Annotated in this window: 18 protein-coding genes; 12 read left to right on the top strand and 6 right to left on the bottom strand. The window is 73.0% G+C overall.

The features are described from left to right. Window position 1: 1 nt before the first annotated feature. The 3 genes from ABZT47_RS06920 to ABZT47_RS06910 form a co-directional block, all read right to left on the bottom strand. Entirely contained in the window at window positions 2–1,918 is a 1,917-nt protein-coding gene (locus tag ABZT47_RS06920) for an acyltransferase family protein (RefSeq protein WP_354837073.1), read from the bottom strand. Between the two features lie 479 nt (window positions 1,919–2,397). Beyond that, window positions 2,398–4,149 (bottom strand): LCP family protein, encoded by a 1,752-nt coding sequence (locus ABZT47_RS06915; RefSeq protein WP_354837071.1) that lies wholly within the window; start codon window positions 4,147–4,149, stop codon window positions 2,398–2,400. 284 nt (window positions 4,150–4,433) lie between these two features. After that, entirely contained in the window at window positions 4,434–6,125 is a 1,692-nt protein-coding gene (locus tag ABZT47_RS06910) for a phospholipid carrier-dependent glycosyltransferase (RefSeq protein ID WP_354837069.1), read from the bottom strand. Window positions 6,126–6,416: 291 nt separating this feature from the next. Between ABZT47_RS06910 and ABZT47_RS06905 the strand changes: the two genes are divergently transcribed. From ABZT47_RS06905 to ABZT47_RS06885, 5 genes are all read left to right on the top strand, one after another. Next, on the top strand, window positions 6,417–8,618 hold the full coding sequence (locus ABZT47_RS06905) for a hypothetical protein (protein ID WP_354837067.1): 2,202 nt from the start codon (window positions 6,417–6,419) through the stop codon (window positions 8,616–8,618). 55 nt (window positions 8,619–8,673) lie between these two features. Then, on the top strand, window positions 8,674–9,591 hold the full coding sequence (locus ABZT47_RS06900) for a permease-like cell division protein FtsX (protein WP_354837065.1): 918 nt from the start codon (window positions 8,674–8,676) through the stop codon (window positions 9,589–9,591). A gap of 54 nt (window positions 9,592–9,645) precedes the next feature. Continuing rightward, window positions 9,646–10,566 (top strand): permease-like cell division protein FtsX, encoded by a 921-nt coding sequence (locus ABZT47_RS06895; protein WP_354837063.1) that lies wholly within the window; start codon window positions 9,646–9,648, stop codon window positions 10,564–10,566. Between the two features lie 198 nt (window positions 10,567–10,764). Continuing rightward, complete coding sequence (locus tag ABZT47_RS06890; protein ID WP_354837061.1) at window positions 10,765–11,694, top strand: glycosyltransferase family 2 protein; 930 nt, start codon at window positions 10,765–10,767, stop codon at window positions 11,692–11,694. 1 nt (window position 11,695) lies between these two features. After that, a complete protein-coding gene (locus tag ABZT47_RS06885; protein WP_354837059.1) occupies window positions 11,696–12,802 on the top strand; it encodes a glycosyltransferase family 4 protein in 1,107 nt (368 codons plus the stop codon). Here the strand turns inward: ABZT47_RS06885 and ABZT47_RS06880 are convergent. Continuing rightward, complete coding sequence (locus ABZT47_RS06880; protein ID WP_354837057.1) at window positions 12,757–13,701, bottom strand: lysylphosphatidylglycerol synthase transmembrane domain-containing protein; 945 nt, start codon at window positions 13,699–13,701, stop codon at window positions 12,757–12,759. The two genes, ABZT47_RS06885 and ABZT47_RS06880, sit on opposite strands and share 46 nt — an antisense overlap. Window positions 13,702–13,821: 120 nt before the next feature. Here ABZT47_RS06880 and ABZT47_RS06875 point away from each other — a divergent pair, with 120 nt between their 5' ends. The 5 genes from ABZT47_RS06875 (at window position 13,822) to ABZT47_RS06855 (ending at window position 19,314) form a co-directional block, all read left to right on the top strand. Continuing rightward, window positions 13,822–14,691 (top strand): methyltransferase domain-containing protein, encoded by an 870-nt coding sequence (locus ABZT47_RS06875; RefSeq protein ID WP_354837055.1) that lies wholly within the window; start codon window positions 13,822–13,824, stop codon window positions 14,689–14,691. Window positions 14,692–14,741: 50 nt separating this feature from the next. Continuing rightward, window positions 14,742–15,686 (top strand): lysylphosphatidylglycerol synthase domain-containing protein, encoded by a 945-nt coding sequence (locus ABZT47_RS06870; RefSeq protein ID WP_354837053.1) that lies wholly within the window; start codon window positions 14,742–14,744, stop codon window positions 15,684–15,686. Between the two features lie 226 nt (window positions 15,687–15,912). After that, window positions 15,913–17,040: a glycosyltransferase family 1 protein gene (locus ABZT47_RS06865; protein ID WP_354837051.1), complete on the top strand. Its 1,128-nt coding sequence runs from the start codon at window positions 15,913–15,915 to the stop codon at window positions 17,038–17,040. Window positions 17,041–17,055: 15 nt separating this feature from the next. Continuing rightward, entirely contained in the window at window positions 17,056–18,159 is a 1,104-nt protein-coding gene (locus ABZT47_RS06860) for an NDP-sugar synthase (protein ID WP_354837049.1), read from the top strand. Between the two features lie 231 nt (window positions 18,160–18,390). Beyond that, window positions 18,391–19,314, top strand: a complete 924-nt coding sequence (locus ABZT47_RS06855; RefSeq protein ID WP_354837047.1) for a DNA-3-methyladenine glycosylase 2 family protein — start codon at window positions 18,391–18,393, stop codon at window positions 19,312–19,314. Between the two features lie 161 nt (window positions 19,315–19,475). Here the strand turns inward: ABZT47_RS06855 and ABZT47_RS06850 are convergent, their stop codons facing one another. After that, window positions 19,476–19,616: a hypothetical protein gene (locus ABZT47_RS06850; RefSeq protein WP_354837045.1), complete on the bottom strand. Its 141-nt coding sequence runs from the start codon at window positions 19,614–19,616 to the stop codon at window positions 19,476–19,478. A gap of 205 nt (window positions 19,617–19,821) precedes the next feature. On the opposite strand from ABZT47_RS06850, the gene ABZT47_RS06845 reads away from it, so the two are divergent. Further along, entirely contained in the window at window positions 19,822–22,539 is a 2,718-nt protein-coding gene (locus ABZT47_RS06845; RefSeq protein WP_354837043.1) for a bifunctional FO biosynthesis protein CofGH, read from the top strand. 201 nt (window positions 22,540–22,740) lie between these two features. Here the strand turns inward: ABZT47_RS06845 and ABZT47_RS06840 are convergent, their stop codons facing one another. Then, the gene (locus ABZT47_RS06840; RefSeq protein WP_354837041.1) at window positions 22,741–23,256 is read right to left on the bottom strand and encodes a peptidase inhibitor family I36 protein; all 516 of its coding nucleotides are present in this window, start codon (window positions 23,254–23,256) and stop codon (window positions 22,741–22,743) included. A 510-nt stretch (window positions 23,257–23,766) separates the two neighbouring features. On the opposite strand from ABZT47_RS06840, the gene ABZT47_RS06835 reads away from it, so the two are divergent. After that, window positions 23,767–25,542, top strand: coding sequence for a substrate-binding domain-containing protein (locus tag ABZT47_RS06835; protein ID WP_354837039.1), 1,776 nt, complete (start codon window positions 23,767–23,769; stop codon window positions 25,540–25,542). The last annotated feature ends 20 nt before the right edge of the window (window positions 25,543–25,562 follow it).

Below are 25,562 nucleotides of genomic sequence, written 5' to 3'. Positions count from 1 at the left end.
TCTAGGTGGTGGCTTCCTTGGGCCGGTTGGACGGCCTGCGGTAGAGCCAGGTGAGGCGCGGTTCGAGCAGCCACTTGAACACCGTGCGCGTCTCGGGCAGGCACAGGACGATGGCCAGGGCGAACGCGCTGCTCAGAATCGCCATGACGCCGAGCGGGCCGTGCAGCCACGGGAAGCTCAGCCAGCCCATCTCCTTGGCGATCATGACGGGGATGCCGTGGAGCAGGTAGCAGTAGAGCGTGCGGGTGCCGAGGTCGGAGAACCAGGTGTTCTTGCGCGGCACCAGCGCCAGGATCGCGAACGAGACGGCCAGCGCCGCGACCAGCAGGCCCGCGCGCATGCCCATGCCCATCCACCACGACAGGTGCAGTTCGGCGTAGCTGTCCTTGAAGTACACCGGGTCGAGCGGCACGTGCGGCGCGATGACGATCGCCACGCCGACCGCGCCGGCGAGCACCCCGACCGACACGATCTTCACCCAGAGGCGGTTGAGCATGTCGAAGTGGTGCGGCTGCAACCACAGGCCGAGCACGAAGAACGGCATCAGCCCGAAGAAGCGGTCCATGCTGAAGTCGCCCGGCAGGTCGGACAGGCCGGCGAGCAGGTAGACCGCGACCGCGATCGGCAGCGGGTAGCGCATGCGCTTCCACACCGGCGTGGACAGCCGCCACAGCAGCAGGGCCAGCAGGTACCAGTTGAGCCAGGCCGGGTCGATGATCGTCAGACTCCACTTGTGCCCGAGCGCGAAGCGGAGCACGGCGTAGCCGACCTCCACGATCACGTACGGCACGAGGAAGGTGTCGACGAGCTTGTTGGTCTTGGCGTTGGAGTTCCAGAAGTTCCGGCTCAGGTAGCCGCTGATGACCACGAACAGCGGCATGTGGAACACGTAGATGAACAGGTAGGCCGACCGGGAGGAGTGCGCCGACAGCGTCGGCACCAGCGCGTGCCCGGCCGGCACCAGCGCGATGAGCAGGAACTTGACGTTGTCCAGGTACGGCTCGCGGGGGCGCTTCGCGGGCCGGGGCGGCGGGGCCTCCTCGGCCTCGGGGTCGTCCCAGCCGTCGACCGCCTGGCCGGGGCCCTCGCCGGAGGGGCGCCGCTCCCAGGCGGGCATGGCCGAGCCCGGGCCGGGACGGCCCGGCGGCGTGGCGCCGCCGCCCGGCTGCGGGGCCGCGGGACGCTGCCAGTAGGAGAACCCGTCCGGGGACGGTGCCGACTCCGGCGCCTCCACCGGCACGCCGAGCGCGTCTCGCGCACCCGGAACCGACCCGTGCGCGCCGGGCCCCCCGTGCGGGCCGGGAAGCGAGCCCTGGACGCCGGGGTCCGCGCCGTACGCACCCGGAATCGAGCCGAGGGCGTGGCCGCCCGAGGAGGTGGCCTCGCTGTGCGCTCCTGTGCCGGGAGAGGCGGCCATGCCGATGCCGTGCGCCCCCGAAGAGGTGACCGCGTCGTGCGACCCGGAGAACATCGAGCCGGCGTTCGCCCCCGGGGCCGCGGGGCTGCCGTGAGCGCCCGGGTTGTCCTCCCAGGAGGGGCGGTCGAAGGTGAAGGTCTCGGGATCGTCGTCGGCGGGCGTGCCGCCGGAGTGGGCGCCGCGACGGCCACGGCCGGTGCCGTCGCCGGCGGTCATGGCGCTGTCGGGGACGGGCCAGCGGGGCTCGCGGCGTCGATCGCCCGTCGGGGGCCGGTGCCGGTCCCAGGCGCCCGTCGGCGGCTCGGCGTAGTCGGGGACGGGCCAGCGCGCGGTGGGCGCCTCTTCCTCGCCGGTGCCCGCATCGGTGCCCGCGCCGGTGCTCAGACCGGGATCTGCCGGCGCCTGCCCTCGTTCGGGGGACGGGGCGCCGTCGCCGGCGTCGGTGGAGACGCCGTCGGTGCGCGAGGCCGGAACCTGGAAGGAGGATCGGGTGTCACTCACGGGGGAAACGCTCAGCTATCTGTCGGGAGACCAGGAAGCTTCTGACTGTGGCCGGTGCCCTCGGCCGGTGTGGCGGAACGATCGCGGGAGCACGCCTGCCAGATGATCCACCCTAACGCGCCGATCTTCAATTGTCGCGACGGACTCCGAACTTGCCCTTGCTGGGACCTCTGACAACTCCGGTCCGGCCCTGTCATGTCCGGCCCTTTCCGGCGCCCGGCGAAGCTCTCCCGGCGCCCCGGCACCTTGACCGGCGTCCGGCGAGAAAGCACGCCCGGGCCGGCGTCTCGTCTCGACGCCCGGGGATCCGCGTCTCGCAGCAGCGCCCTGGCGAGCATGGGCATCGCTGAACCGCCATCAGGGCCCCGCCACCCGCGCACCGGATTCCCGCAGAAGCCGGGCGCGGCATGGACAAGGCCCGGTCCCTCAGGGGAACCGGGCCTTGTCCAGGACTTTTCGGCCTTTGTCGGCCTTTCGGGTCAGGTGCTGCAGACGTCGGTCTTGGAGTCCACGACCCGGGCGCTGTCGGGGATGGTGACCGGCACCTTGACGTTCTTGAAGTCGGCCCCGATGACGAGCTGGATGATCGGGGCGCCGGGCGCCGGCGTCGCGGTCGCGCCGGCCGGCGGGGTGGTGGGGGTCACCGACGGGGTGAACGGCTGCACCAGGCCGGCCTTCACCTTGCCGGAGGCCGGGGTGACCTTGGGCACCAGCTTCGCGGCCACCGGGGCGGCGTAGTCGGCGCCGTCGGCGGCGTTCTTGGCGTAGAGCAGCATGGTCTTCGGCCGGTCGGTGCCGTCGGCGTTGCGCGCGTCGCCGACCTGCGTGACCTTGAAGCCCTGTGCCGCGAGCGCCTCGGCGACCTCCTTGGCCTTGCCGGCGGTGTTGGTGCCGTTGACGACCTGGATGCGCACCTGGCCCGGCTTGATCGCGGGCTTGGCCGGCCCGGAGGCCGACGCGCTGGGCGCCGGGGACGGGGTGACCTCGGTGTCGGTGCGCAGGGACTCGAACATCTTGCCGGCGTCCGGCTGCTTCCACTGGACGCGGTTCTTGTCCTCCGTGTACGGCTGCCAGGGAACCGTGACGAACTTGACACCCTTGGCGGTGAGGCTGCGCGCGCTCTGGGCGATCTGGATGAGCGTGTCGACGTCGAGCTGCGGGTCCATGACGACCGAGTGGGCGGCCGCCTTGACCAGGGCCAGCAGCTTGCCGGGGTTGGTCAGGGTGTCGCCGCTGGTGGCCTTCTTCACGACCTGGGACAGGAAGATCTGCTGCCGCTTGATGCGGCTGATGTCGCTGCCGTCGCCGAGCGAGTGGCGGGCGCGGACGTAGGCGAGCGCGGTCTCGCCCTTGACGATCTGCTTGCCGGCCTGCAGGTGGAGCTTGGCCTGCTTGTCGTCCACCGCCGTCGGCACGCAGATCTGGATGCCCTGGAGCGCGTCGACGATGGCCTTGAAGCCGGTGAAGTCGACCTTGAGGTAGTGGTCGACGCGGATGTTGGTGTTGGCCTCGATGGTGTTGATCGTGCAGGCCATGCCGCCCTCGTTGAAGGCGGAGTTGATCATGTCGAGACGCGGCGGCATGGCCACCTTGGTGCGGGCGTTCTTGCACTCGGGGATCTGCACCATGGAGTCGCGCGGGAAGCTGATGAGCGTCGCCTTGTCGCGGTTCGGCGACACGTGCATGAGGATGATCGTGTCGGTGCGCTCGCCCAGGTCGCTCATGTGCTGGCCGTACTTCTTGTTGTCGCCGGCCCGCGAGTCGGAGCCGACCAGCAGGACGTTGAGCGCCCCGGTGGCGTTCACGGGGCGGTTGGCGTTGAGGTCGCCGCTGACGTCCTCGGTGCGGACCTCGCCGAGCACGTTGCGGTACAGCGTGTAGCCGGTGAGCGCCAGCAGCACCATGACGCTGGTGAGCGCGATGCTGACGTAGGCCAGGACGCGCATGCGCCCGTTGCCGCCGCTGCCGTGCGGAGGCGGGCCGCCGCCTCCGGGACCGCCGTCGCCGCCGCCGCGCCGCCGGCCGCGGCCGGGCTCGTCCGGCGGCGGAGGCCCCTCGACGGGACCGCCGCGCTGGCGGCGGCCGCGCTGCTCGTCCACCATGGGGAAGTCCTGCGGGCCCGAGGGATGGTTCTCGTACGGGCCGTGGGGGCCCGCGGGCCGTACCGGGGCTGGGGCGTCGGGGGGAACGCCTCTGCGGCGGCGGCCCCCTTCGCGGGGAGGGACGTCCACGGGAGGCTGCTCCATCGCTCGGCCGCGGCTGGACCGGCGACCGGAGGCGGGAGGCGCGTTCCGATGGTTGGTGACCGTGGCGCCGTGTCGGTGCTCGCTCATTTCGTCATGAGGTTAGTCACCGGGCCGACTCTGGGCGACATGATCGGAGGAACAGGCGCATGATCACGGTTACTCCAGAGGGGGTCGATCGGGCGGCCAAGCATACCGACACGAGGATATTTCCTGGAATAACGCAAACGGTGGGTTTACTGGAAGTTCACAGGATCACCAGGTCACGACCGTCATGACCGGTCCGTCTGTCTCGCCGTCAGGAGCCCCGCGGACAGGAACGCCAGCGGCACGGCGGGCAGCACATAGCGGTAGTCGAACTCCGCCGTGGCGGCCGGAATGACCAGCAACGACACCGCCATCACCCACGGCGGCGCCCACGCCGTCCGGCTCGTCCCAGGCCCCTCCGCGCGGCGGCGCGCCCGCGACCGCCACGCGCGTCCCGCGGCCACGCCCGGAGGCAGGAGCAGGACGGCCAGCAAGGCCGTGCCCGGCAGCCACACCACGTCCTGGTAGGCGCGGGTCCACCCCGCGAGGGGCTCGACGACGCGAGTGCCGATCGGACCCCGCTCATAGCGCACGGCGAGGCTCGCCCCGTAGGTCGCCGGGTAGCGTCCCGGCGGCGGGGGCGTCCGCGCCGGAAACTCGTAGTAGTCGTAGATCTCCTGGTCGGGGTACACCGGGCGGTTCGGGGTGAACGAGCGGGCCAGCTCCGAGAGCACCGAGGCGGCGTAGTCCAGCGGCTGGCTGCGCAACGCGAGCAGCGCGAACCGCCCCGCGAGCCGGTCGGTCTCCTGGGTGAAGGTGATGCCCGGCAACGCCACCAACGGCGCGTCCGGCGCCCACACGTACTCCTGCGACGGCGGGCGGCGCGAGGGCGGCCTGTCGTCGCACAGCACCGCGAGGTCCCGGGGCGGGCGCATGACCGAGCAGTCGGCGAACGACATCGTCCGCCCGTACAGGAAGACGCCGTTGGAGCCCACGATGCCGACCCGGTGGTAGGTCGCCCAGAACCAGGCCGCGTACCCCGCGATCGGCACCAGCGCGACGAGCACCAGCACCGCCGCCGGCCGCGCCCGCCGCCATGCCCGCGTCATGACCCCGCGGGCACCGACGGCGCGTCCGGCAGCCGGTGCTTGCTCACCAGGACGCCCGACCGGCGGCCACACCGCTCCGGCGGCGTCGGCGCCGGAGGTCTGCTTCCGGGGACGGCGGACCAGCGGTTCCCGGCTGGGACGGCGGACCAGCAGCCACACCGCCACGACGGCGAGCAGCGGCAGTCCCACCGTGCGCGTCAGCGTCGCCGCGCCCAGCAGCGCCCCCGCCAGGCACACGGCGCGCCACCTGGGCCGGCCCAGCAGCACGTACATGGCCGCCACCAGCAGGAACGCGAACAGCGTGTCGGAGACCAGGAGGTGTTCGAGCTGGACCTGGTAGGCGTCCAGCAGCACCGGCGCCGCCGCGAGCGTCGCCGCCCAGACCCGCCCGCCGGCCCGTCTGACCGCGGCGTAGACCAGCACGCCGATGGCCGCCCCGAGCAGGTGCTGGACGAACGCCACGAACCCGAAGGAGTGGAACGGCTCCAGCAGGCGCAGGAACATCGAGTAACCGGCGGGCCGCACCAGGTCGGGACGGGGACGCAGCGCCGTCACCACGTAGGTGTAGGAGTCGGGGAACCACAGCACCGGCCGATAGCCGAGCATGGCCACCACGCGCAGCGCCACGCCGAGCCCGAGCACCCCGAGGAACCACCGGTGCGCCCGCAGCCCGCCCCACAGCCGCGCGCCCGCCCGCTCCGAGGACCACCACGAGGAGAACCCCCCGCCCGAGGGCGGCCACCAGGAACGGACCCGCCCGCCGGAGGACGGCCCGGAGGGTTCGCCCGCGCCGGTCCGCACGCCGGAGCCCCGCTCCGAAGCGACCACTCCACCCCCAGCCCACGGGTCCCGGCGTCCCGGGAAGACACGAACGCGCACGCGAGACCCGCGTACGCGCCGCTACGTTACCGGCCGGCCACCCGCCCGCGCCCCGTTCCGGCCCCCGCGCCGACCGGCCCGTGCGCTGTCCGGCCGCGCGGACCTGCTCGGCGGCTCGCGGCCGTCACCGGCCGCCGCGCGGCCCGAGAGCGTCGCTGGTTCTCGGGGGTGGGAAGGTACCGGTGGGAGGGGTGCGTGGCGACACGGGGGGACAGCGCGGCCGCTAGGCTCGCCGGGATCATGGACGGAGTCTGGCGCGATCGCTCAGGGTGGCCGCAGGCGGGCCGGGTGCTCGCGGCGGTGACGGCCATGCCCGCGCTCGTCCTGACCGGCTGGCTGCTCGCCGGACTGCCGCTGCTGCTGGCCGGCTGGTTCCGTCCCCTGCCCGCGCTGCTGCTCGGCGGCGCCCTCGCCGCGGCCCTGTGCGTGTACGGCACCCGGTCCGGGAGGCCGCCCGGTGGCCTCGCCGGACGGCCGCACGACACCCGCGACGCGCGAGGCGGGGGAGAGGTGGGGGACGCCTCGGCGGGGCATGTGTGGGCGGTCGTCGGGGTGGCGGTCGCCTCCGGGGTGTTCAATGCGATCTTCCACACCGAGCAGCTGATCGTCCGCAGGGACCCGGCGACCTACGCCCAGTACACCGCCTGGCTGGCCGGGCACGGCTTCCTGCCCATGCCCTATCCCACGGCGGCGTTCGGCGGTCCGGACCCGGCGCTGCGGTTCGACAGCATCGGCTTCTACGACCACGGCGGCGCGGTGGTGCCGCAGTTCATGCCGGGGGCGCCGCTGATCGACTCCATCGGCGCGTGGCTGGGCGGGCTGTCCGGGCTGCTGATGGTGCCGCCGGTGCTCGGCGCGCTGGCCGTGCTGACCGTGGCCGGGGTCGCCGCCCGGCTGGCGGGCGCGCGGTGGGCGCCCGTGGCGGCGCTGGCGTCCGCCGTCGCGCTGCCGATCCTCTACACCTCGCGCACCACGTTCAGCGAGATCCCGTCCCTGATCCTGATCTTCGGTGGCATGGCGCTGGCCGCCGACGCGCTCGGCCGGTCGCGGGGGACGGCCGTGCTGGCCGGCCTGTCCTTCGGTCTCGCCGTCCTGGTGCGGGTGGACGGGCTGCGGGACGTGCTCCCCGTCCTTGTGTACGCGGGGCTGCTGATCGCGCTGCGCGGGCGGCGCGGCCGGGGCGAGGCGTACGCGCGGATGGGCGTGCCGCTGCTCGGCGGCCTGCTGGGCGGCGCGGGCCTGGGCCTGGTGGCGGCCTTCTTCCTGTCGCGGCCGTACCTGAACTACCTGTCGGACTCGGTCAGGCCGCTGCTGGTGATCTGCGGGGCCGTGCTGCTGCTGACCGTGGCGGGCGCGGTCGCCGGGCCGCGGGTCATCCCGGCGGCGGGCAGGGCCGTGCGCGCGTGGCGCCCGGCGCGCCGCCTGCCCGAGGTGCTGGCGGCGCTGGTCGTCCTGGTGATGGCGGGGTTCGCCGTGCGCCCGTGGGTGCAGACCGTGCGGCGCGTGCCGGCCACGGTCGAGGACACGCTGAACTCCATCTTCATCAAGTGGACCCAGCAGGCGAACGGGATGCGGCCCGATCCGACCCGGCTCTACTCGGAACAGTCGCTGTACTGGGTGATCTGGTATGTCGGCGTGCCCGTGGTCATGCTGGCCACCCTCGCCGCCGCCGTGCTGGTGCGGCGGATGGCGCGGAGCAGGGGGCTGCCGTGGCTGCTGCCGCTGGCGATCATCGGCTGGACGACCGTGACGACGCTGTGGCGGCCCGCCATCACCCCCGACCATCCGTTCGCGTCGCGGCGGCTGGTGCCGGTGGTGATCCCGGGCCTGGTCGTCCTCGCGGTGTGGGGCCTGCGCTGGGCGTGGGCGAGGATCCGCGGCGCCGGGTACGGGACGACGGCCATGCGGTGGCTGACCGCGGCGGGCGCCGTGCTGCTGGTGGCGCCGGGGACGGTCACGTCGATCGGCACCGCCTTCACCCCGGTGGAGCGCGGCGAGGCGGCGGCGGTGCGAGGGCTGTGCGCGGCGCTGCCGCCCGACGCGTCGGTCCTGATGATCGAGCGGGTCACCGGCGACCGGTTCACCCAGGTCGTCCGGGCCATGTGCGACCGGCCGGCCGCGCAGGTCCGGACGGAGGGCGGGGGCGCCACGCCTCCGGTTCCCGGGGCCCCGGCGGCGACCCCCCCGGACGACGGCGGGGCGGACACGACGCGCGACGTGGCGGCGGCCTCCGACGTGACCCGGCTGGTCCGGCGCGTGCGCGCCGCCGGGCGCGTCCCGGTGCTGCTGGCCGCCGAGAAGGTGCAGCTGATCCGGTACGGGACGCCCGTGCAGGTGGTGCGGCTCCGTACGCGCCAGGACGAGCGCTCCCTCATCGACGCCCCGAACGGCACCTGGTCCCTCTCGATCGACGTGTGGATGGTCATCCCCGGCGCGGTCTGACCGTTTCCGGCTCGTCGTTTGACGCCCGGGAGGCGTGATCGGAAAAGTGGACGCCATGAACTGGCGAGTGGAACCCCCCGAGGCCGGCGAGGAGCTGTCGTTCGGGGACGACCCCGGGCGCGAGTCGCGATTATCGGCATGGGAGTCGGCGGGCCGGACGTGGGTCTCGGCGCATCGCAAGCTGCTGGCCGCCGTTGCGGCGTTCGTCGTCCTGCTCGGGGCGCTGGGCGCCGGCGGCTGGCACCTGTACCAGGAGTCCCGCAAGCCGCTCCCGCCGCCGGACGTCGCCCTGCCCGTGCAGGACAGGTTCGTCGTCGTCCTGTGCGGGGCCGGAATCACCCAGTGCCAGGACGGCGGCGCGGAGGCCGCCAAGGACGTCGGCCGTATCGAGGCCGATCTGCGGGCCGTGCCAGGGGTGTCCTCGGTGCGGTTCCGTAGCGGCGAGGCCGAGTTCGAGCGGGTCAAGAAGAAGGGCGGTTACCAGCAGCCGGACGGTTCGATGATGCCGATCACTCGTGACATGTTCGCCGACGGTTTCGAGGGCGTGCTCCGCAGCCCCGAGCTCTTCGCCCAGGTGGCGGCGCGGAGCCGTCTGGTGGCGGGCGTGGCGGACGTCTGGCGGACGCCGACGGAATACTGGACGGGCAAGGCGAACGTGACGGTGATCCTGTGCGGCACCGGCGCGGCCAAGGAGTGCGCGCCGCTCGACTACGAGTCGCCGACGGAGCGGCAGAGGCAGGCCATCGTGGACAGGATCCGCGAGGTGGACGGGGTGGAGAAGGTCTACTTCGAGGACAGGCGACACGCGCTGCGGCTGCAGAAGCACTACTACCCCGAGGACCGGTCCTTCGACCCTCCTTTGCTGCTGGTGAACATGCAGGAGTCCCTCCGCGTGAAGATCGCCGGGCCTGACGCGTCCCAGCGCCTGCGGCAGGCGCTGAAGAACGTGCCCGGCGTCGAAGACGTGCGGTGATCCCGCGCGGCCCGCGGTTGACGGCGGGTCGTCACGATCGGAAGAGTTGACGACATGGAGTGGCGAGCCGAGCCGTCCGAGACCGGCGAGGAGTTGGCGTTCGGGGACGGAGACTCCGAACGCGAGTCCCGATTACGCGTGTGGGAGGCGGCGGGCAGGCGGTGGGCGTCGGCTCACCGGAGACCGCTGGCGGTGGTGGCGGCCGTCGTCGTCCTGCTCGGGCTGGTCGGGGGCGGCGGCCGATACCTGTACCTGAAGTCCCGCGAGCCGCTGCCGCCGCCCGATGTCGCCCTGCCCGTGCAGGACAGGTTCTCGGTCTTCCTCTGCGAGCCCGAGATCCCGGAGTGCCAGGCCGGCGGCGCGGCGGCCACCAGAGACCTCCGCCGTATCGAGACGGAGCTGCGAGCCGTCCCGGGGGTGGCCTCGGTGCGGTTCGTCAGCGGCGAGGCCGAGTTCCAGGAGGCGGGCAAGAAGCACGGCGTCGTCTACCGGACCGACGGCCTGGTGACGACGATGACCCGTGACATGTTCCGCGACGCCTTCGAGGGGGTTCTCACCAGCCCCGGTGTCTTCGGCCAGGTGGCGGAACGGGGCGGCCGGATCGCGGGCGTGTGGAAGATCTATCGCGCGCCGACGGACTTCTGGACGGGCAAGGCGAACGTGACCGTGACCCTGTGCGGCACCGGTGCGCCCAAGGCGTGCGCGTCCTCCAGGTACCAGTCGCCCACCGAACGGCAGAGAGAGGTCATCCTGGACAGGATCCGGGAGGTGGACGGGGTGGAGAAGATCTACTTCGAGGATCGCGAGCACGCGCTGAAGCTGCAGAAGCACTACGACCCCGAGGACAGGGCCGGTCCTCCCCAACTCCTGGTGAACATGCCGGAGTCCTATCACGTGAAGCTCGCCCGGCCGGACGCGGCCGAGCTCATACGGCAGGCGCTGAAGAACGTGCCCGGCGTCCAGTCCGTCCTCTGAGTCACAGCGTGCGCGAGGCCGCCGAAGGACATGCCGGGCGTGCGGGCGGTGCTGGGGTCTCGCGTGCGGCCTGCGGTCACGGGAGGGACGGGGAGTACGAGCCGACCCGGCGGGCAGAACGACAAAAGGGGACGGAAGAGTCCTAGATGGGGTCGAGGGACACTCGGATGCCGGCCGGGCCCTGTATCCTCGCCCGACGTGAGTGTGACCGAGACGCCTGAGACTGGATCCGCCGTGGACGCCAAGCCGTATGTGACGATCGTTCTGCCCTGTTACAACGAGCAGGACCACGTCATCGCCGAGGTCGAGCGCATCACCGGCGCCATGGACGCCAGCGGTTACACCTATGAGCTGGTCGCGGTGGACGACCACTCCACCGACGGGACGCTCGACCGGCTGCGCGAGGCCGCGCCCCGGTTCCCGCACATGAACATCGTCGCCTTCCACCGCAACGGCGGCTCGGGCACCGTGCGGCGCATCGGCACCCAGGACGCGCGCGGCGAGATCGTCGTGTGGACCGACGCCGACATGACCTACCCGAACGAGCGCATCCCCGAGCTGGTGCAGATCCTGGAGAAGGATCCGACGATCGACCAGGTCGTCGGGGCGCGCACCAGCGAGCAGGGGTCGCACAAGATCCTGCGCGTGCCGGCCAAGTGGTTCATCCGCAAGGTCGCCGAGCGGCTGGCCGGGCAGGAGATCCCCGACCTGAACTCCGGCCTGCGGGCCTTCCGCCGGTCGGTCTCGCTGCCGTACCTGCGGCTGTTGCCCCCCGGGTTCTCCTGCGTGACGACGATCACGCTGGCGTTCCTGTCCAACCAGCACGACGTGCACTACATGCCGATCGAGTACAGCAAGCGGGCGGGCACGTCGAAGTTCAGCTTCATCTCCGACGCCTACCGCTACATCCTGCAGGTGCTGCGGATGGTGATGTACTTCAACCCGCTCAAGGTGCTCATGCCGCCGGCGATCTGGCTGGTGGTCATCGCGCTGGGCAAGGGCGTCGTCGACATGGTCCGCCACCCGTTCTACTTCCCGGCGAGCACGGTGATGACGTTCCTCTCGGGGTTGATCATCGGGTCGCTGGCGCTGCTCGCCGACCTGATCGTGCGATCTCGGGGCGAATGACGTGCGCGTCGCGATCGTCGGGCCCACCTACCCGTACAAGGGCGGCGGAGCGCAGCACACGACCGAGCTCGCCCACCGGCTGACGGCGCTGGGGCACGACGTCGTGATCGAGTCCTGGCGCGCCCAGTACCCCTCCTTCCTGTACCCGGGGCAGCAGACGATCTCCGCGCCGGAGGGGGAGCCGTTCCCCGGCGTCCGCCGCGAGCTCGACTGGCGCCGTCCCGACGGGTGGCTGCGCTGCGGGCGCCGGCTGCGCGGCGCCGACCTGGCCGTTCTGACCCTGCTCAGCCCCGTGCAGGTGCCCCCTTATCTGGGCATCCTGGCAGGGCTGCGCCGCGCGACCGAGGTGGTCGCGCTGTGCCACAACGTGCTGCCGCACGAGCGCAAGCCGTACGACGCGCCGCTGGTCAAGGCGCTGCTGCGCCGGGTCGACCGCGTGCTCGCGCACTCCGAGGAGCAGGCGGGGCTCGCTCGCGGGCTGGCGCCCGCGCCGGTGCGCGTGGCCGGCCTGCCGCCGCACCTGCCGTCCAAGGGCCAGGGGCTCGCGGCGTCCGAGGGTGAGAGCCTCGCGGCGGCGTCCGGCGGAGTGCGCCGTAGGCTGCTGTTCTTCGGCATGGTGCGCCCGTACAAGGGCCTGGACCTGCTGCTGCGCGCCCTCGCCCGGGTCCCGGGCGTGTCGCTGACGGTGGCGGGGGAGTTCTGGGGCGGCCTGGAAGAGACGCGCGCCCTGGTCGCCGAGCTGGGCCTGGACGATCGGGTCGAGCTGCGGCCGGGGTACGTCGCGGCCGATGACGTGCCGGGGTTGTTCGCCGGCGCCGACGCCCTCGTGCTGCCCTACCGGTCGGCAACGGCCAGCCAGAACGCCTGGCTCGGCCACGAGCACGGGCTGCCGGTCATCGCCACCCGGGTGGGCGCGCTCGCCGACCACGTCACCGACGGGGTGGACGGCCTGCTGGCCGAGCCGGGCTCGGTGGACGCGCTGACCGAGGCGATCGGCCGTTTCTACCAGGACGGCGAGCCCGAGCGGCTGCGCCAGGGCGTCAAGGCCGTCGACCCCGAGCCTCACTGGGCCGCGTACACCGCCGCCTTGCTGTCGGCGGGCGCCTGACCGCGCGCCGCCACGAACCCGATGCCCGCCCAGGCGACGTCGGCGAAGGTGAAGGCCAGCCGGGACACCACGGCGATGACCAGCGCGTGCGGGGCGTCGAGCACGGGCGCGAGCACCAGCACCATGGCCCCCTCGCGGACGCCGATGCCCGCCGGGATGATCACGGTGAGCAGCCCGGTCACCCAGGCCAGCGCGTAGGCCCCGGCGGCGACGGCCAGCAGCGACGGGCCGCCGGGGGCCATGTCGCGCAGCAGCAGCCAGATGTGCAGGCCGTAGAACAGCCATCCGCCCATCGTCCAGGCGGCCGCCACGAGCATCGCCCGGCCGGGGAGCACCTGCTCCAGGGGCTCCCTGCGGGCGACGCGCAGCGCGAGGTTCAGCGCGAACGTCAGCACGCGAGGGTGCAGCCCCGCCACGATGAACGGGATGAGCAGCAGCAGGTACCACGTCTGCCTGGCCACGTCCTGCGAGGTCAACGGCAGGGTGACCGCGGCGAGGCCGAGCGCGCACCCGAGCGAGACGACCAGCCCGATCACGGTCGCGCCGAAGGTGCGGCGCGGCGGCGAGCCGTGGTCGCGGGCCAGTTCCATCATCGCGGCGAACGCCCACACCGAGCCGGGGACGTACTTGCCGAGCTGCCCGACGAACAGCACCTTGGCGGCGACGCGCATCGGCAGGGGCGAGCCGAACCCGGCGAGCACGACCTGCCAGGCGACGAGCATGAACCCCAGACCCACCAGGACCGCGGCGAAGGACCCCGCGACCGTCCACCACGACAGCCGGGCCATCGCGGCCACCGTGTCGTTCCAGTTGCGGGACAGGCCGTAGGCCAGGAATGCGAGGGCGACGAGCGCGAGCCCCACCCGGAGCAGAGGACTTGATCGCAGCCGGTTCACCATCCGCCCAGCGTACGACGGCTGGTTACCGGCCGGTAGCCGTCTGCTCCGCCGCGTTGCCCGATCATGGCCGGCCCGTGACCATACGAGTCACGCCGTCGCCAGCCACTAGGGTGGATGGCCGTGGGCAGTGAACGCGTGGCGCAGCTTGAGTACTCGCAGATCCAGGCGGCGATGCTGGACGAGGCGAAGCGGCGCCGCAAGGCCGCCAAGATCATCGCCGTCCTGGCGCACTTCCTGGGCCGCGACCCCGGCCCCGGCGACGGCGCTCCCGGCGCCCCCGGCGTGCTCGACGGGCTGACGGTGGCCGACATCGGCTGCTCGGCCGGGTTCATCGCCGACGAGCTGGCCTCGGCGGGCGCGCGGCACGCCTTCGGCATCGACATCGACGTGCCGGGCCTGCGCAAGGCGGCCGGGCGGTTCGGCGAGCGGGTCGAGTTCGTCTGCGCCGACGGCACCGCGCTGCCGTTCCCCGACGGGTCCATGGACGTGCTGGTGCTGAACCACATCTACGAGCACGTGGTCGACCCCGACGCCGTGGTGCGCGAGCTGCACCGCGTGCTGGCCGACGACGGCGTGCTCTACCTCGGGCTGGGCAACCGGCTCGGGGTGATGGAGCCGCACTACAAGCTGCCGTTCCTGTCCTACCTGCCGCCGTCGCTGGCCGACCGGTACGTGCGCGCCTTCGGCCGCGCCGACCACTACTACGAGCGCTTCCGCACCCGGGCGGGGCTGCGGCGCATGCTCGCCGGATTCCACGTCTGGGACTACTCCTTCCCGGTGCTGGCCTCGCCCGAGCGCTTCGCCGGGGCCGAGCTGTTCCCCGGCGCCGTGGGACGGGCCGCCCAGGGCACGCTGGCGCGCACGCCGCGCCCGGCGCTGCGGGCGCTGCTGCCGGTCGTGCCCACCTATCTGTGGGTGGCCACCAAGACGCCCCGCCGGCCGCTGGGCCCCGCCCTCCCGCAGCCCCCCGAGCCGGTCCGCACCCCATGACCCCTCCGGACCCCATGTCCGGTCCGGACTCCGTGCCCGGTCCGGACTCCGTGACCGCTCCGCCCGCCCGCTCGGCGCGCAAGAAGCTGGTCCGGCTGCTGTTCCTGCTGGTGGCCCTCGGCTTCGGGGCGTGGGCCGTCGCCGGGCGCTGGTCACAGGTGGCCGACGGCTTCTCCCGGCTGTCGTGGCCGCTGCTCGCCGCATCGCTGGTGGCCGTCCTCGCGGCCCTGTCGGCGGGGATGCTCATGTGGCGTGCCCTGCTGGCCGACCTCGGGTCGCCTCTCGCGCTCACCGACGCCGCCAAGGTCTTCTTCGTCGGCCAGCTCGGCAAGTACATCCCCGGCTCGCTGTGGCCGGTGCTCGCGCAGATGGAGATGGGCAAGGACCTCGGCGTCCCGCGCTCGCGCAGCGCCACCGCCTTCTTCCTGACCTACCCCATCTACCTGGCCAGCGGTCTGGGCGTGGCGGTGCTCACCCTCCCTGCCTTCGCCGGAGACTCGGTCGCCCGCTACGCCTGGCTGCTCCTGCTGCTGCCCGTGCTGGTCGCCGGGCTGCACCCGCGCGTCGTCAACGGCGTGCTCGGCCTCGGCCTGCGGCTGCTGCGCCGGCCGCCGCTGGAGCGCCCGCTCAGCCGCCGCGGCGTGCTGGCCTCGGCGGGCTGGGCGTTCGCGGGCTGGGCGGCCTACGGCGTCCACCTCTGGCTGGTCGTGACCGGGCTCGGCGCCGCCGGGCCGCGCGCCCTCGCGCTGTCCCTGGGGGCGTTCTCGCTGGCCTGGTGCCTGGGGTTCATCGTGGTCATCGCGCCCGCCGGGGCCGGGGTGCGCGAGGTGGCGATGGTGGCGGCGCTCGCCCCCGTCCTCCCCGGCGGTACGGCGCTGGCCGCCGCCCTGTGCTCGCGGCTGCTGGTCTCGCTCGGCGACCTGATGTGGGCGGGCCTCGCGGGCTTGGCCGCCCGGCGCGCGGAATCCGTTCCCGTCACCGCCGAACACGACTGATTTTCCGCATTCGTTGCCCACCGGACGCCCTAAATGCCTGTCATATCTCTCACGGATTCGGGGACCCTCGCAATAGAGTGATGCCGATGGGGATCGGGGGCGAGGGGCCGGCGGTGACCGGCGGGACACACGGGTGGCCCTGCCGGTTCGCACCGATCTGGTGACCTTCGCCCGCACGCGATCTCCGCCGATGACCGGCACCGAGATCGGAAGGGAGCGATCGCTCTTGACGCCCCGAGTGCTCGTCGACGCCGCGGCGGTTCCGGCCGACCGTGGCGCCCTGATCCGCTACGTCGACGGGCTGGTCGCCGCGCTCGACCGGGCCGGCGCCGACCTGTCGGTGGTCTGCCAGCGGGCCGACGCCGAGCGTTACGGCAAGATCGCCCCCTCCGCCCGCATCCTCGCCGGGCCTCCGGCGATCACCAACCGCGCCGCGCGGCTGGTGTGGGAGCAGACGGGCATCCCCGTGCTGGCCCGCCAGGTCGGCGCGCAGGTCATCCACGCCCCGTACTACTCCATCCCGCTGCACTCCGGGCTGCCCACCGTCGCGACCGTGCACGACGTCACCTGGTTCACCGAGCCCGGACGGCACGACAACGTCAGGGCGTCCTTCTTCCGCGCGGCGACGCGCACGGCCGTCCGCAGCGCCGAGCGGGTCATCGTGCCCTCCAAGGCCACCCGCGACGAGCTGGTGCGCGTGCTCGCGGCCGATCCGACGCGCATCGACGTCGCCTACCACGGGGTCGACCGGGCGCTGTTCCACCAGCCGTCGGAGGAGGAGGTCAAGCGGGTGTCGGGGCGGCTCGGTCTGCGCGGCCGCCCGTACGTCGCCTTCCTCGGCGCCTTCGAGCCGCGCAAGAACGTCCCGAACCTGGTGAAGGGCTTCGGGCAGGCCGTCCGCGACCTGCCGGGCTCTCCCGCGCTGGTCCTGGCGAGCGGGGCGGGGTGGAGCGACGAGGTGGACGAGGCCATCAGCGCGCTCCCGGTGGCGGTGCGGGTCGTTCGCCCGGGCTACCTCTCCTTCGCCGACCTGCCGGGCTTCCTCGGCGGCGCGGTCGTGGTGGCCTTCCCCTCCCGCGGAGAGGGCTTCGGGCTGCCGGTGCTGGAGGCCATGGCCTGCGGGGCGCCGGTGCTGACCACCCACCGCACCTCGCTGCCCGAGGTCGGCGGGGACGCCGTCGCCTACACCGAGCCCGACGCCGGGAGCATCAGCGACGCGCTGCGGGCGCTCCTTTCGTCCGGGGAATGCCGGCGCGCGCTCGCCGAGGCGGGTCTTGCCAGGTCGCGAGAGTTCACGTGGGAGGCCTCCGCCGAGGCGCATATGATGAGCTTTCAACGAGCGGTCGATCAGTGAGCTAGCCTCACCGGTGTGACGAGCAGCTACTCGCCGGAGTCGGCGCACCTGGAGGCCATTCTCCTCGTAGGCGGGCAGGGCACCCGTCTTCGCCCTCTCACCTTGAGCACCCCCAAGCCGCTTCTTCCCACCGCGGGCGTGCCGTTCCTCGCCCACCAACTCGCGCGTGCCCGGTCCTTCGGCGTCCGGCGCATCGTGTTCGCCACCTCCTACCGCGCCTCGATGTTCGCCGAGGCGTTCGGAGACGGCTCCTCCTTCGGCCTGTCGCTTTCGTACATGACGGAACAGACCCCGCTCGGCACCGGCGGGGCGATCCGCAACGCCGCCGAGGCGCTCACCTGCGGCCCGGACGCGCCGGTGCTCGTACTCAACGGCGACATCCTGTCCGGGCACGACATCGCCGAGCAGGTCGGGATGCACGTCTCGCGCGGGGCGGCGGTGACGCTGCACCTCACCGAGGTGGACGACCCCTCGCGGTTCGGGTGCGTGCCGACCGACGACCAGGGCCGGGTGACCGCCTTCCTGGAGAAGACCCCGAACCCGGTGACCAACCGCATCAACGCCGGGTGCTACGTCTTCCAGCGCTCGGCCATCGACCGGATCCCGGCGGGGCAGGTGGTCTCCGTCGAACGGGAGACGTTCCCCGGCATGATCTCGGCCGGCGAGCTGGTGCTCGGGTACGCCGACCGCTCCTACTGGCTGGACGTGGGCACTCCCGCCGCGTTCGTCCAGGGCTCCTGCGACCTGGTGCTGGGCCGCCTGCCCTCTCCGGCGCTGCCCGCGCCCTGCGGGGAGTTCATGGCGCTGCCCGGCGCCCAGGTCTCGCCCAGCGCCAAGATCGAGGGCGGCACGGTCGTCGGGCCGCGGGCCGTCGTGGAGTCCGACGCGTCGGTGCACGGCAGTGTGCTGGACGCCGACTCGGTGATCGAGTCCGGGGCCGTCGTCGTCGACTCGGTGGTCGGCGCGCGGGCCCGGGTGGCGTCGGGGGCGGTGCTGCGCAACGCGGTCATCGGCGAGGGCGCGGTCGTCGGGCCGGGCAACGAGTTGCTGGCCGGGGCCCGCGTCTGGCCGGACGTGCGGCTGCCGCCGGGCGCCGTCCGCTTCTCCAGCGACGTCTGACCCCCTGCGACGTCTGACCCCTGCGACGTCTGGCGTCTGCGCGGTTCGACGTCTGCGAGGTTCGACGCCGACGAGGTTCGACGTCCCGGGGTTCGACGTCTGCGCGGTCTGACGTCTGCGGGGTCCGACGCCTGCGAGGTCTGGCGTGGGGGAGATCTGCTCCAGGGGAGGGCGCGGCCGGGCTCCGGCCGCGCCAATAGTCCGGCGTCGGGCGAGAACTAGTCTGGCGTTGTGCGAGAACGCAGGTGGCGGCCGGACGCTCCGGCGGACGTCGAGTCGGCCATGGCGCCGCACCGGCGCGGTGGCGGCGACCCCGCCTGGCAGCTCACCGCCGACCGGGCCATCTGGCGCACCTCCCGCACCCCCGAGGGGGCCGGCACGCTGCGCGTCACCGTGGAGCCGCGTGAGCGGACGGTGGTCGCCCACGCCTGGGGGCCCGGCGCCGGCTGGATGCTGGAGACCCTGCCGGATCTGCTCGGCGCGCACGACCGGGTCGGCGACTTCGCGCGCCTGATGGGGGCGCTCGGCCCCGAAGGGCACGCGCTGGTGCGCGAGCTGGCCTCCCGGCACGCGGGCCTGCGGGTGGGCCGCACGCTGCGCGTGTTCGAGGCGCTCGTGCCCGCCGTGCTGGAGCAGAAGGTCGTCGGCCGGGAGGCGTGGCGGGCGTGGCGGTGGCTGCTGTCCCGCTACGGCGATCCCGCGCCGGGCCCGGCGCCGGCGACGATGCGGGTGTTCCCCGAGCCCGAGGTGTGGCGGGCGATCCCGTCCTGGGACTGGCACCGGGCGGGGGCGGAGGCCGTGCGGGCCAGGACGATCGTCAACGCCGCCCTGCACGCCGCCAAGCTGGAGGCGGCGGGGGAGGCCGAGGCCGACCGGCTGCTGCGGGCGCTGCCGGGCGTCGGGGTGTGGACCTCGGCGGAGGTCCGTCAGCGGGCGTACGGGGACCCCGACGCCGTCTCGGTCGGCGACTACCACCTTCCGTCGCTGGTCGGCTGGTCGCTGACCGGCCGCAAGACCGACGACGCGGGAATGCTGGAGCTGCTGTCGCCCTACCGGGGGCACCGCCACCGCATCGTGCGGCTGCTGGAGCTCGGCGGCCGGCGGCCGCCGGCGCGCGGGCCGCGGATGGCCGCCCGCGACTACCGCTCCTTCTGACCTCCGAGCGCGCCGGTCAAGCGGGGCGAGCGGGCGGGTCAGCGGGGCGAGCGGGCGGGTCAGCGGGCCGTACAGGTCGGTCGGCCGTCGGGCGCGCCGGTCAGCGGGCCGAGCGGGCGGGTCAGCGGGAGAGGGTCGGTCAGCGGGCCGGGGCGGGCCGGTCAGCGGGCGAGTAACGAGGAACGGTCGCCGGCCATGGTCGGGGAGCTGGAGGCCCAGTCGCGCCCGTCACGGGTGTCGGTGCCGAACAGCGGCGCGAGCACGGCGGCGGCGACGATGAGGACGAGGATCAGCCAGGACATCGTGACTCCTTGAGAAGGTTCCCTTGGGTGCCCTTCTATTATGTGCGCGTGCATAGTTTCACGTCCATCGAGATTCTCTGGGTAGTACCGTTAAGAGGCTCTTAACCGATGAGCGTGCGCGCCGACTCCGGAGGTTGATCGGTCACAGGGCGCGGCGCACCCCCGCCCAAGGGCCGGGACGCGAGGGTTTCGTACTGTGCGATGCATGAACGCGAATCCCACAGACGCAGCCATGCGGCGGGCGCTGGCCCGGGCCAGGGACGGCAAGGCGCTCGACCCGGCGGAGGCGACGGTCCTCCTGCACGCGAGGGGCGCCGACCTCGACCGCCTCCTCGACCACGCCGGCCGCGTCCGGGACGCCGGGCTGGCCTCCGTGGGCAGGGAGCAGGTCGTCACCTACAGCCGCAAGGTGTTCATCCCGCTCACGCGGCTGTGCAGGGACCGCTGCGGCTACTGCACGTTCGCCACCGCCCCCGGCAAGCTGCCCGCCCCGTTCCTCACCCCGGACGAGGTGCTGGAGATCGCCCGGCAGGGCGCCGCCATGGGGTGCAAGGAGGCGCTGTTCACCCTCGGCGACCGGCCCGAGGACCGCTGGCACCAGGCCCGCGAGTGGCTGGACGCCCACGGCTACGACGACACCCTGTCCTACGTGCGCGCCATGGCGATCGGCGTCCTGGAGGAGACCGGGCTGCTGCCGCACCTCAACCCCGGCGTCCTGACCTGGCGCGACCTGCAACGGCTCAAGCCGGTCGCCCCGTCCATGGGCATGATGCTGGAGACGACCTCCCGCCGGCTGTTCGAGGAGAAGGGCCAGGCCCACTACGGCTCCCCGGACAAGGACCCCGCGGTCCGCCTGCGCGTGCTGGAGGACGCCGGCCGCTCCAACGTGCCGTTCACGACCGGCATCCTGATCGGCATCGGCGAGACCGTCGCCGACCGCGCGGAGTCGATCTTCGCGATTCGGCGGGTCGCCCGGGAGTACGGCGGCGTCCAGGAGGTCATCGTCCAGAACTTCCGCGCCAAGCCCGACACCGCGATGCGCGGCATGCCGGACGCCGATCTCAGCGAGCTGGCCGCGACCATCGCGGTCACCCGGCTCGTGCTCGGCGGGCGGACGCGCGTCCAGGCGCCGCCCAACCTCATCGGCGACGAGTACGACCTGATGATCAGGGCCGGCATCGACGACTGGGGCGGGGTCTCGCCGCTGACCCCCGATCATGTGAACCCCGAGCGGCCCTGGCCGCACATCGAGGAGCTCGCGGCCCGCACCGCCGCCGCCGGGTTCACGCTCAAGGAGCGCCTGACGATCTACCCCGAGTACGTGCTGGCCGGCGAGCCCTGGCTGGACCCGCGCCTGCGCGGCCACGTCGCCGCCCTGGCCGACCCCGAGACCGGCCTGGCCCGGCCGGTGAACCCCGAGGGCAGGCCGTGGCAGGAGCCCGACGGCGGGTTCGCCGCCGTCGGCCGCACCGACCTGCACGTGGAGGTCGACGCCTCAGGGCGGGCGCAGGACCGGCGCGACGACTTCGCTCGCGTCTACGGCGACTGGGACGCCCTGCGCGACCGGCTCCCGGCCGGCGTCGCGCCTGGCGGCATGCCTGCCGCCTCGGCCGGGGTGGCCGCGACAGGACCGGTCGCGGACGAAGCGGCCCAGGCCGCGACGGCCAAGGCCGGGGCAGCCCAGGCCGGGGTGGCCCCCGCGCGCGCTGGGGCCGTCGACGGGGAGATGCGCGCGGCCCTGCGCCGCGCGGAGGCCGACCCGGCGGGACTCACCGACGCCGAGGCCCTCACGCTGCTGGGCGCGGACGGCGCCGACCTTGCGGAGCTGTGCCGGGTGGCCGACGGCCTGCGGCGGGAGGCCGCCGGCGACGAGGTGACCTACGTCGTCAACCGCAACATCAACTTCACCAACGTCTGCTACACCGGCTGCCGCTTCTGCGCGTTCGCGCAGCGGCGCACCGACGCCGACGCCTTCACCCTGTCCCTGGACCAGGTCGCCGACCGGGCCGCCGAGGCGTGGGAGGCGGGGGCGACCGAGGTGTGCATGCAGGGCGGCATCCACCCCGACCTGCCCGGAACGGCCTACTTCGACATCGCCAGGGCGGTGAAGAAGCGGTGCCCGGACCTGCACGTCCACGCCTTCTCCCCGATGGAGGTCATCAACGGCGCGAGCCGGACCAATCTGTCGATCCACGACTGGCTGGTGGCCGCCAGGGAGGCCGGGGTCGACTCGCTGCCGGGCACGGCGGCGGAGATCCTGGACGACGACGTGCGCTGGGTGCTCACCAAGGGCAAGCTCCCGACCCGCGAGTGGGTCGAGGTGATCACCACCGCGCACCGTGTGGGCATCCCGACGACCTCGACGATGATGTACGGCCACGTGGACACCCCGGCCCACTGGGTGGCCCACATCCGGCTGATCCGCCGCATCCAGGAGGAGACCGGCGGCTTCTCGGAGTTCGTGCTGCTGCCGTTCGTGCACCACAGCGCCCCGATCTACCTGGCGGGCATCGCGCGCCCGGGACCGACGGCCCGGGAGAACCGCGCCGTCCACGCGCTGGCGCGCGTCATGCTGCACGGCGCGATCGCCAACATCCAGTGCTCGTGGGTCAAGCTCCAGGACGACCTGTGCCGGGCCGTGCTGTCGGGCGGCGTGAACGACCTGGGCGGGACGCTCATGGAGGAGACGATCAGCAGGATGGCCGGGTCGGAGAACGGCTCCTACAAGACGATCAGTGACATCGCCGCGATGGTGGAGCCGACCGGCCGCCCGCTGCGCCAGCGCACCACCGGCTACGGCACCCCCTCCGCGGAACGCCTGGCCGCCGCGAAGGCCAGCGACGGCGTCTGCCGCAGCGTCCGCCGCCCGCCTGACCTGCCCCTTGCCGAGGGACCGCGACGCGTCGCGGTCCCGCCCGCCTGACCCGCCCCTTCCCGAGGGACCGCGACGCGTCGCGAGTCTGTTCCGCCTGTGGTGATCTTCGGGCCGCGGCATCCGGCAGGGGTTCTGCGTTCCCGGTCTCCTTCGTCTCCCGGTCTCCTTCGTCGGGAGCGAGGAGCCCTTCGCCGGACGCCGCGGCGCTCTCTCAGGCGCGAAGACGCCGGCGTCGCTGTGCCGCTGGGCTCAACAGGAGTTCGTCCAGCGGTGGCTGGCGATGTTGTTGTTCATCGACTTGCCCTGGCCCGATTTTCCGTCCCACAGGAAATAGATGCCCGCCAGGTTGTTCAGATAGTAGCCGTTGGGCAGGCAGTTTCTGGAGCCCAGGTAATTCGGGCTGTAGTACAGGTTGACGTCGTCGTACGAGCCGGGCCAGCCGCGATTCTCCAAGGAGCTCGCCTGATTGCGCATGCTCATCTCGCTGAACATTCCGGAACAGGTGTCCCAGTTGCCGTCATCATTGAGCCACTCGCAGTAAGGGCCTCCTCTGTTGGTCTCATACCATGCCAGGAAGTAGCCATCCGCTGCCGACGCCGCCGACACCGCCGACGGGGCCGACGCGATCGGCACGGCCTTCGAGGTCGGTGTGGTCACGGCGGAATCGGATGAGGACGGGTTGTCCGCCTGCGCGGCACCGGGGGTGGCGAACAGCGCCAGGGCGGCGAGTCCCAGCGCGGCGAGGGCGGTGTTTCTCCTGTGCATTGCTCTCTCTTTTCTTTCATCGGCTCATTGGCGCGCCGCGGCTTCAGCCGGATTCGTGAACGAGGCGCGCGTTTCATGAGGATCTGGGTGGCCTGATTCGCGGCCAACCGCATGCTCCGACGGCGGCGCTTGGCGAATCGCCTGAAGCGGGGCCGGCGCAGAACGTGAATCACGGGTGTTTCATGGCCGCAGCATTGTTGAGAGCCGGATGCGGCAACAAGACCTTTGCGGGGAAACGCAAGGGTGCCCGAGGCCGGGCCTCGGCGGTCGGTGCGGCGACCGCCCGGCGTCCACCGCCCGTGGCCCACCGCTGCCCTGCCGGCGATCTTGACGGGCGGCCGCCGAGGTCGTGCGTCCGCGCGGCACGGGCGGGCGGCTCCCGGGTTCGCGTACGGCGCGCTATCAGACGGGAGTTATAACAAGTTCCTCACTCACACCGTGCGAGGACTTGCGCGGCTTGTGGGATCCCTTGGGACAATCGTCCGACTCGTCCTCAGGGAAAGGCGAATTGTGGCGTCTGGTCGAGTTGGTCGGCACCGGGCGGATCCGATCGCCGAGCCCGCGCCCCGGCGCGGCAGGCGCCGGGTCCTGCCCGTGGTGCTCGCCGCCGTCCTGGCCCTGGCGGCGGTCGCGGTCACGGTGAAGGTCGTCCGCGGCGCCGGCGGCTGTTCCGGCCGGGACCCCGTCCTGGTCGGCGTGGACGCCGCCGTGGACATATCCCCGGTCGCCATGGCCGCGGCCGAGCGGTTCAACGCCCGCAGAACCGCGGTGGAGGGGCGGTGCGTGCTGGTGCAGGTCACCGAGCAGCCGCCTGCGCCCGTCATGCGGACGCTGACCGGAGACCGGGCCGGGGTGCTCGCCGGGCGCCCGGACGCGTGGATCCCCGACTCCTCCGCCTGGGTGCGCTTGGCCCGCAAGCAGGGGGCGCCGGACGTCGCGCCGACCGAGACGGTCGTCGCCACCTCGCCGCTGGTCTTCGCCACCCGCCGCTCGCTGGCCCGGCGGTTCGCCGAGGGCGGGACCGAGATGAGCTGGGAGATGATCTTCCCGGCGACGGCGCGCGGGCGGCTCCAGCCCACCTCCCGGGAGCCGGACGTCGTCCGGATCCCTGATCCGTCGGTCTCCGGCGCCGGCATCGCCACCGTGGCGGCGGCCACCGACATCGCCGGCACCGGGGGCAAGGGGGCGCGGGAGCTGACCGCCTTCGTGCGCATGGCGCAGGCCGGGTCGGCTCCGGACTACCGCTCGATGCTCGCCGCCGTGGACGACCGGTCCTTCTGGCAGCGGCCCGTCGTCGTCGTGCCCGAGCAGTCGGTGTGGCTGCACGACCAGGCGCCCGCGGACGATCCGCTCGTCGCGCTGCATCCCAAAGAGGGCACGATCATGCTCGACTACCCCTACGTCGTGACGGCCGCCGACGCCGCCGACGCCGCCGGGGCGCGGCTGTTCGGCGAGTGGCTGCGGTCGCCCGAGGTGGGGGACGCCGTGCGGCGCGGCGGGTTCCGGCTCCCGGACGGCGCCCAGCCGCCGATCGGCGCCGGTCCGGGAATTGCCGTCGATCACCCACGCCCGCGCCCGTCCATCACGCCCACGGTGATCGACCAGGCGCTCGACGCCTGGAGCCGGCTGGCCCCGCCGAGCGACATCCTGGTCCTGGCCGACGCCGGGCGGCACATGGCCGAGCCGATCGCCGGGAAGAAGGGCGCCACCCGCCACTCCGTCGCGCTCGAGGCCGCCCGGCTGGGACTTCAGCTGTTCCCCGCGTCGACGAGCATGGGCCTGTGGGAGTTCGCCGACGGGCTGGGCGGAGGCAAGGGGTACCGGCGGCTCGTCGGCCTCGGGCCGATCGTCCGGCCCGACCGCGACGACGACCGGCTGACCCGCCGCTCGCGCCTGGAGACCCTCACCCGTACTCTCCGTGCCTTCCCGGCCCGCGACAGCTCGCTGTACGACGCGGTCTTGGCCGGATTCCGGGAGGTCACCGCCTCCTACGACCCCGCGATGAACAACTCGCTGTTGGTCATCACGGCAGGCGAGGACGATGGGGCCGGGATTTCCCGCCAAGAGCTCGTGCGCGGGCTGCGGGAGGCATGGGACCCCGACCGGCCCGTCCAGATCATCGTCATCGCCTTCGGCCGGGACGTGGACCGCGCCGCGCTCGGCGAGATCACCTCGATCACGAACGGGTCGCTGCACGTGGCGTCCCGTCCCGGCGAGATCATCGACGTCTTCCTGGGCGCCCTGGCCCGCCGCCTGTGCCACCCGACCTGCGGTGGTTCCGGCTGACGAGACAATTCCGTGACATG

The organism is Sphaerisporangium sp. NPDC005289 (assembly GCF_040607455.1).
Classification (GTDB): Bacteria; Actinomycetota; Actinomycetes; order Streptosporangiales; family Streptosporangiaceae; genus Sphaerisporangium; species Sphaerisporangium rhizosphaerae.
Note: the sequence above shows the minus strand (reverse complement) of the source record. Positions and strands in the feature narration are given on the sequence as shown.

Excerpts from the sequence above, each read along its gene's own strand:
- ABZT47_RS06880 (WP_354837057.1), bottom strand. The coding sequence starts at position 13,701 with ATGGTGAACCGGCTGCGATCAAGTCCTCTGCTCCGGGTGGGGCTCGCG.
- ABZT47_RS06895 (WP_354837063.1), top strand. The coding sequence starts at position 9,646 with ATGGAGTGGCGAGCCGAGCCGTCCGAGACCGGCGAGGAGTTGGCGTTC.
- ABZT47_RS06900 (WP_354837065.1), top strand. The coding sequence starts at position 8,674 with ATGAACTGGCGAGTGGAACCCCCCGAGGCCGGCGAGGAGCTGTCGTTC.
- ABZT47_RS06905 (WP_354837067.1), top strand. The coding sequence starts at position 6,417 with ATGGACGGAGTCTGGCGCGATCGCTCAGGGTGGCCGCAGGCGGGCCGG.
- ABZT47_RS06845 (WP_354837043.1), top strand. The coding sequence starts at position 19,822 with ATGAACGCGAATCCCACAGACGCAGCCATGCGGCGGGCGCTGGCCCGG.
- ABZT47_RS06850 (WP_354837045.1), bottom strand. The coding sequence starts at position 19,616 with ATGTCCTGGCTGATCCTCGTCCTCATCGTCGCCGCCGCCGTGCTCGCG.
- ABZT47_RS06840 (WP_354837041.1), bottom strand. The coding sequence starts at position 23,256 with ATGCACAGGAGAAACACCGCCCTCGCCGCGCTGGGACTCGCCGCCCTG.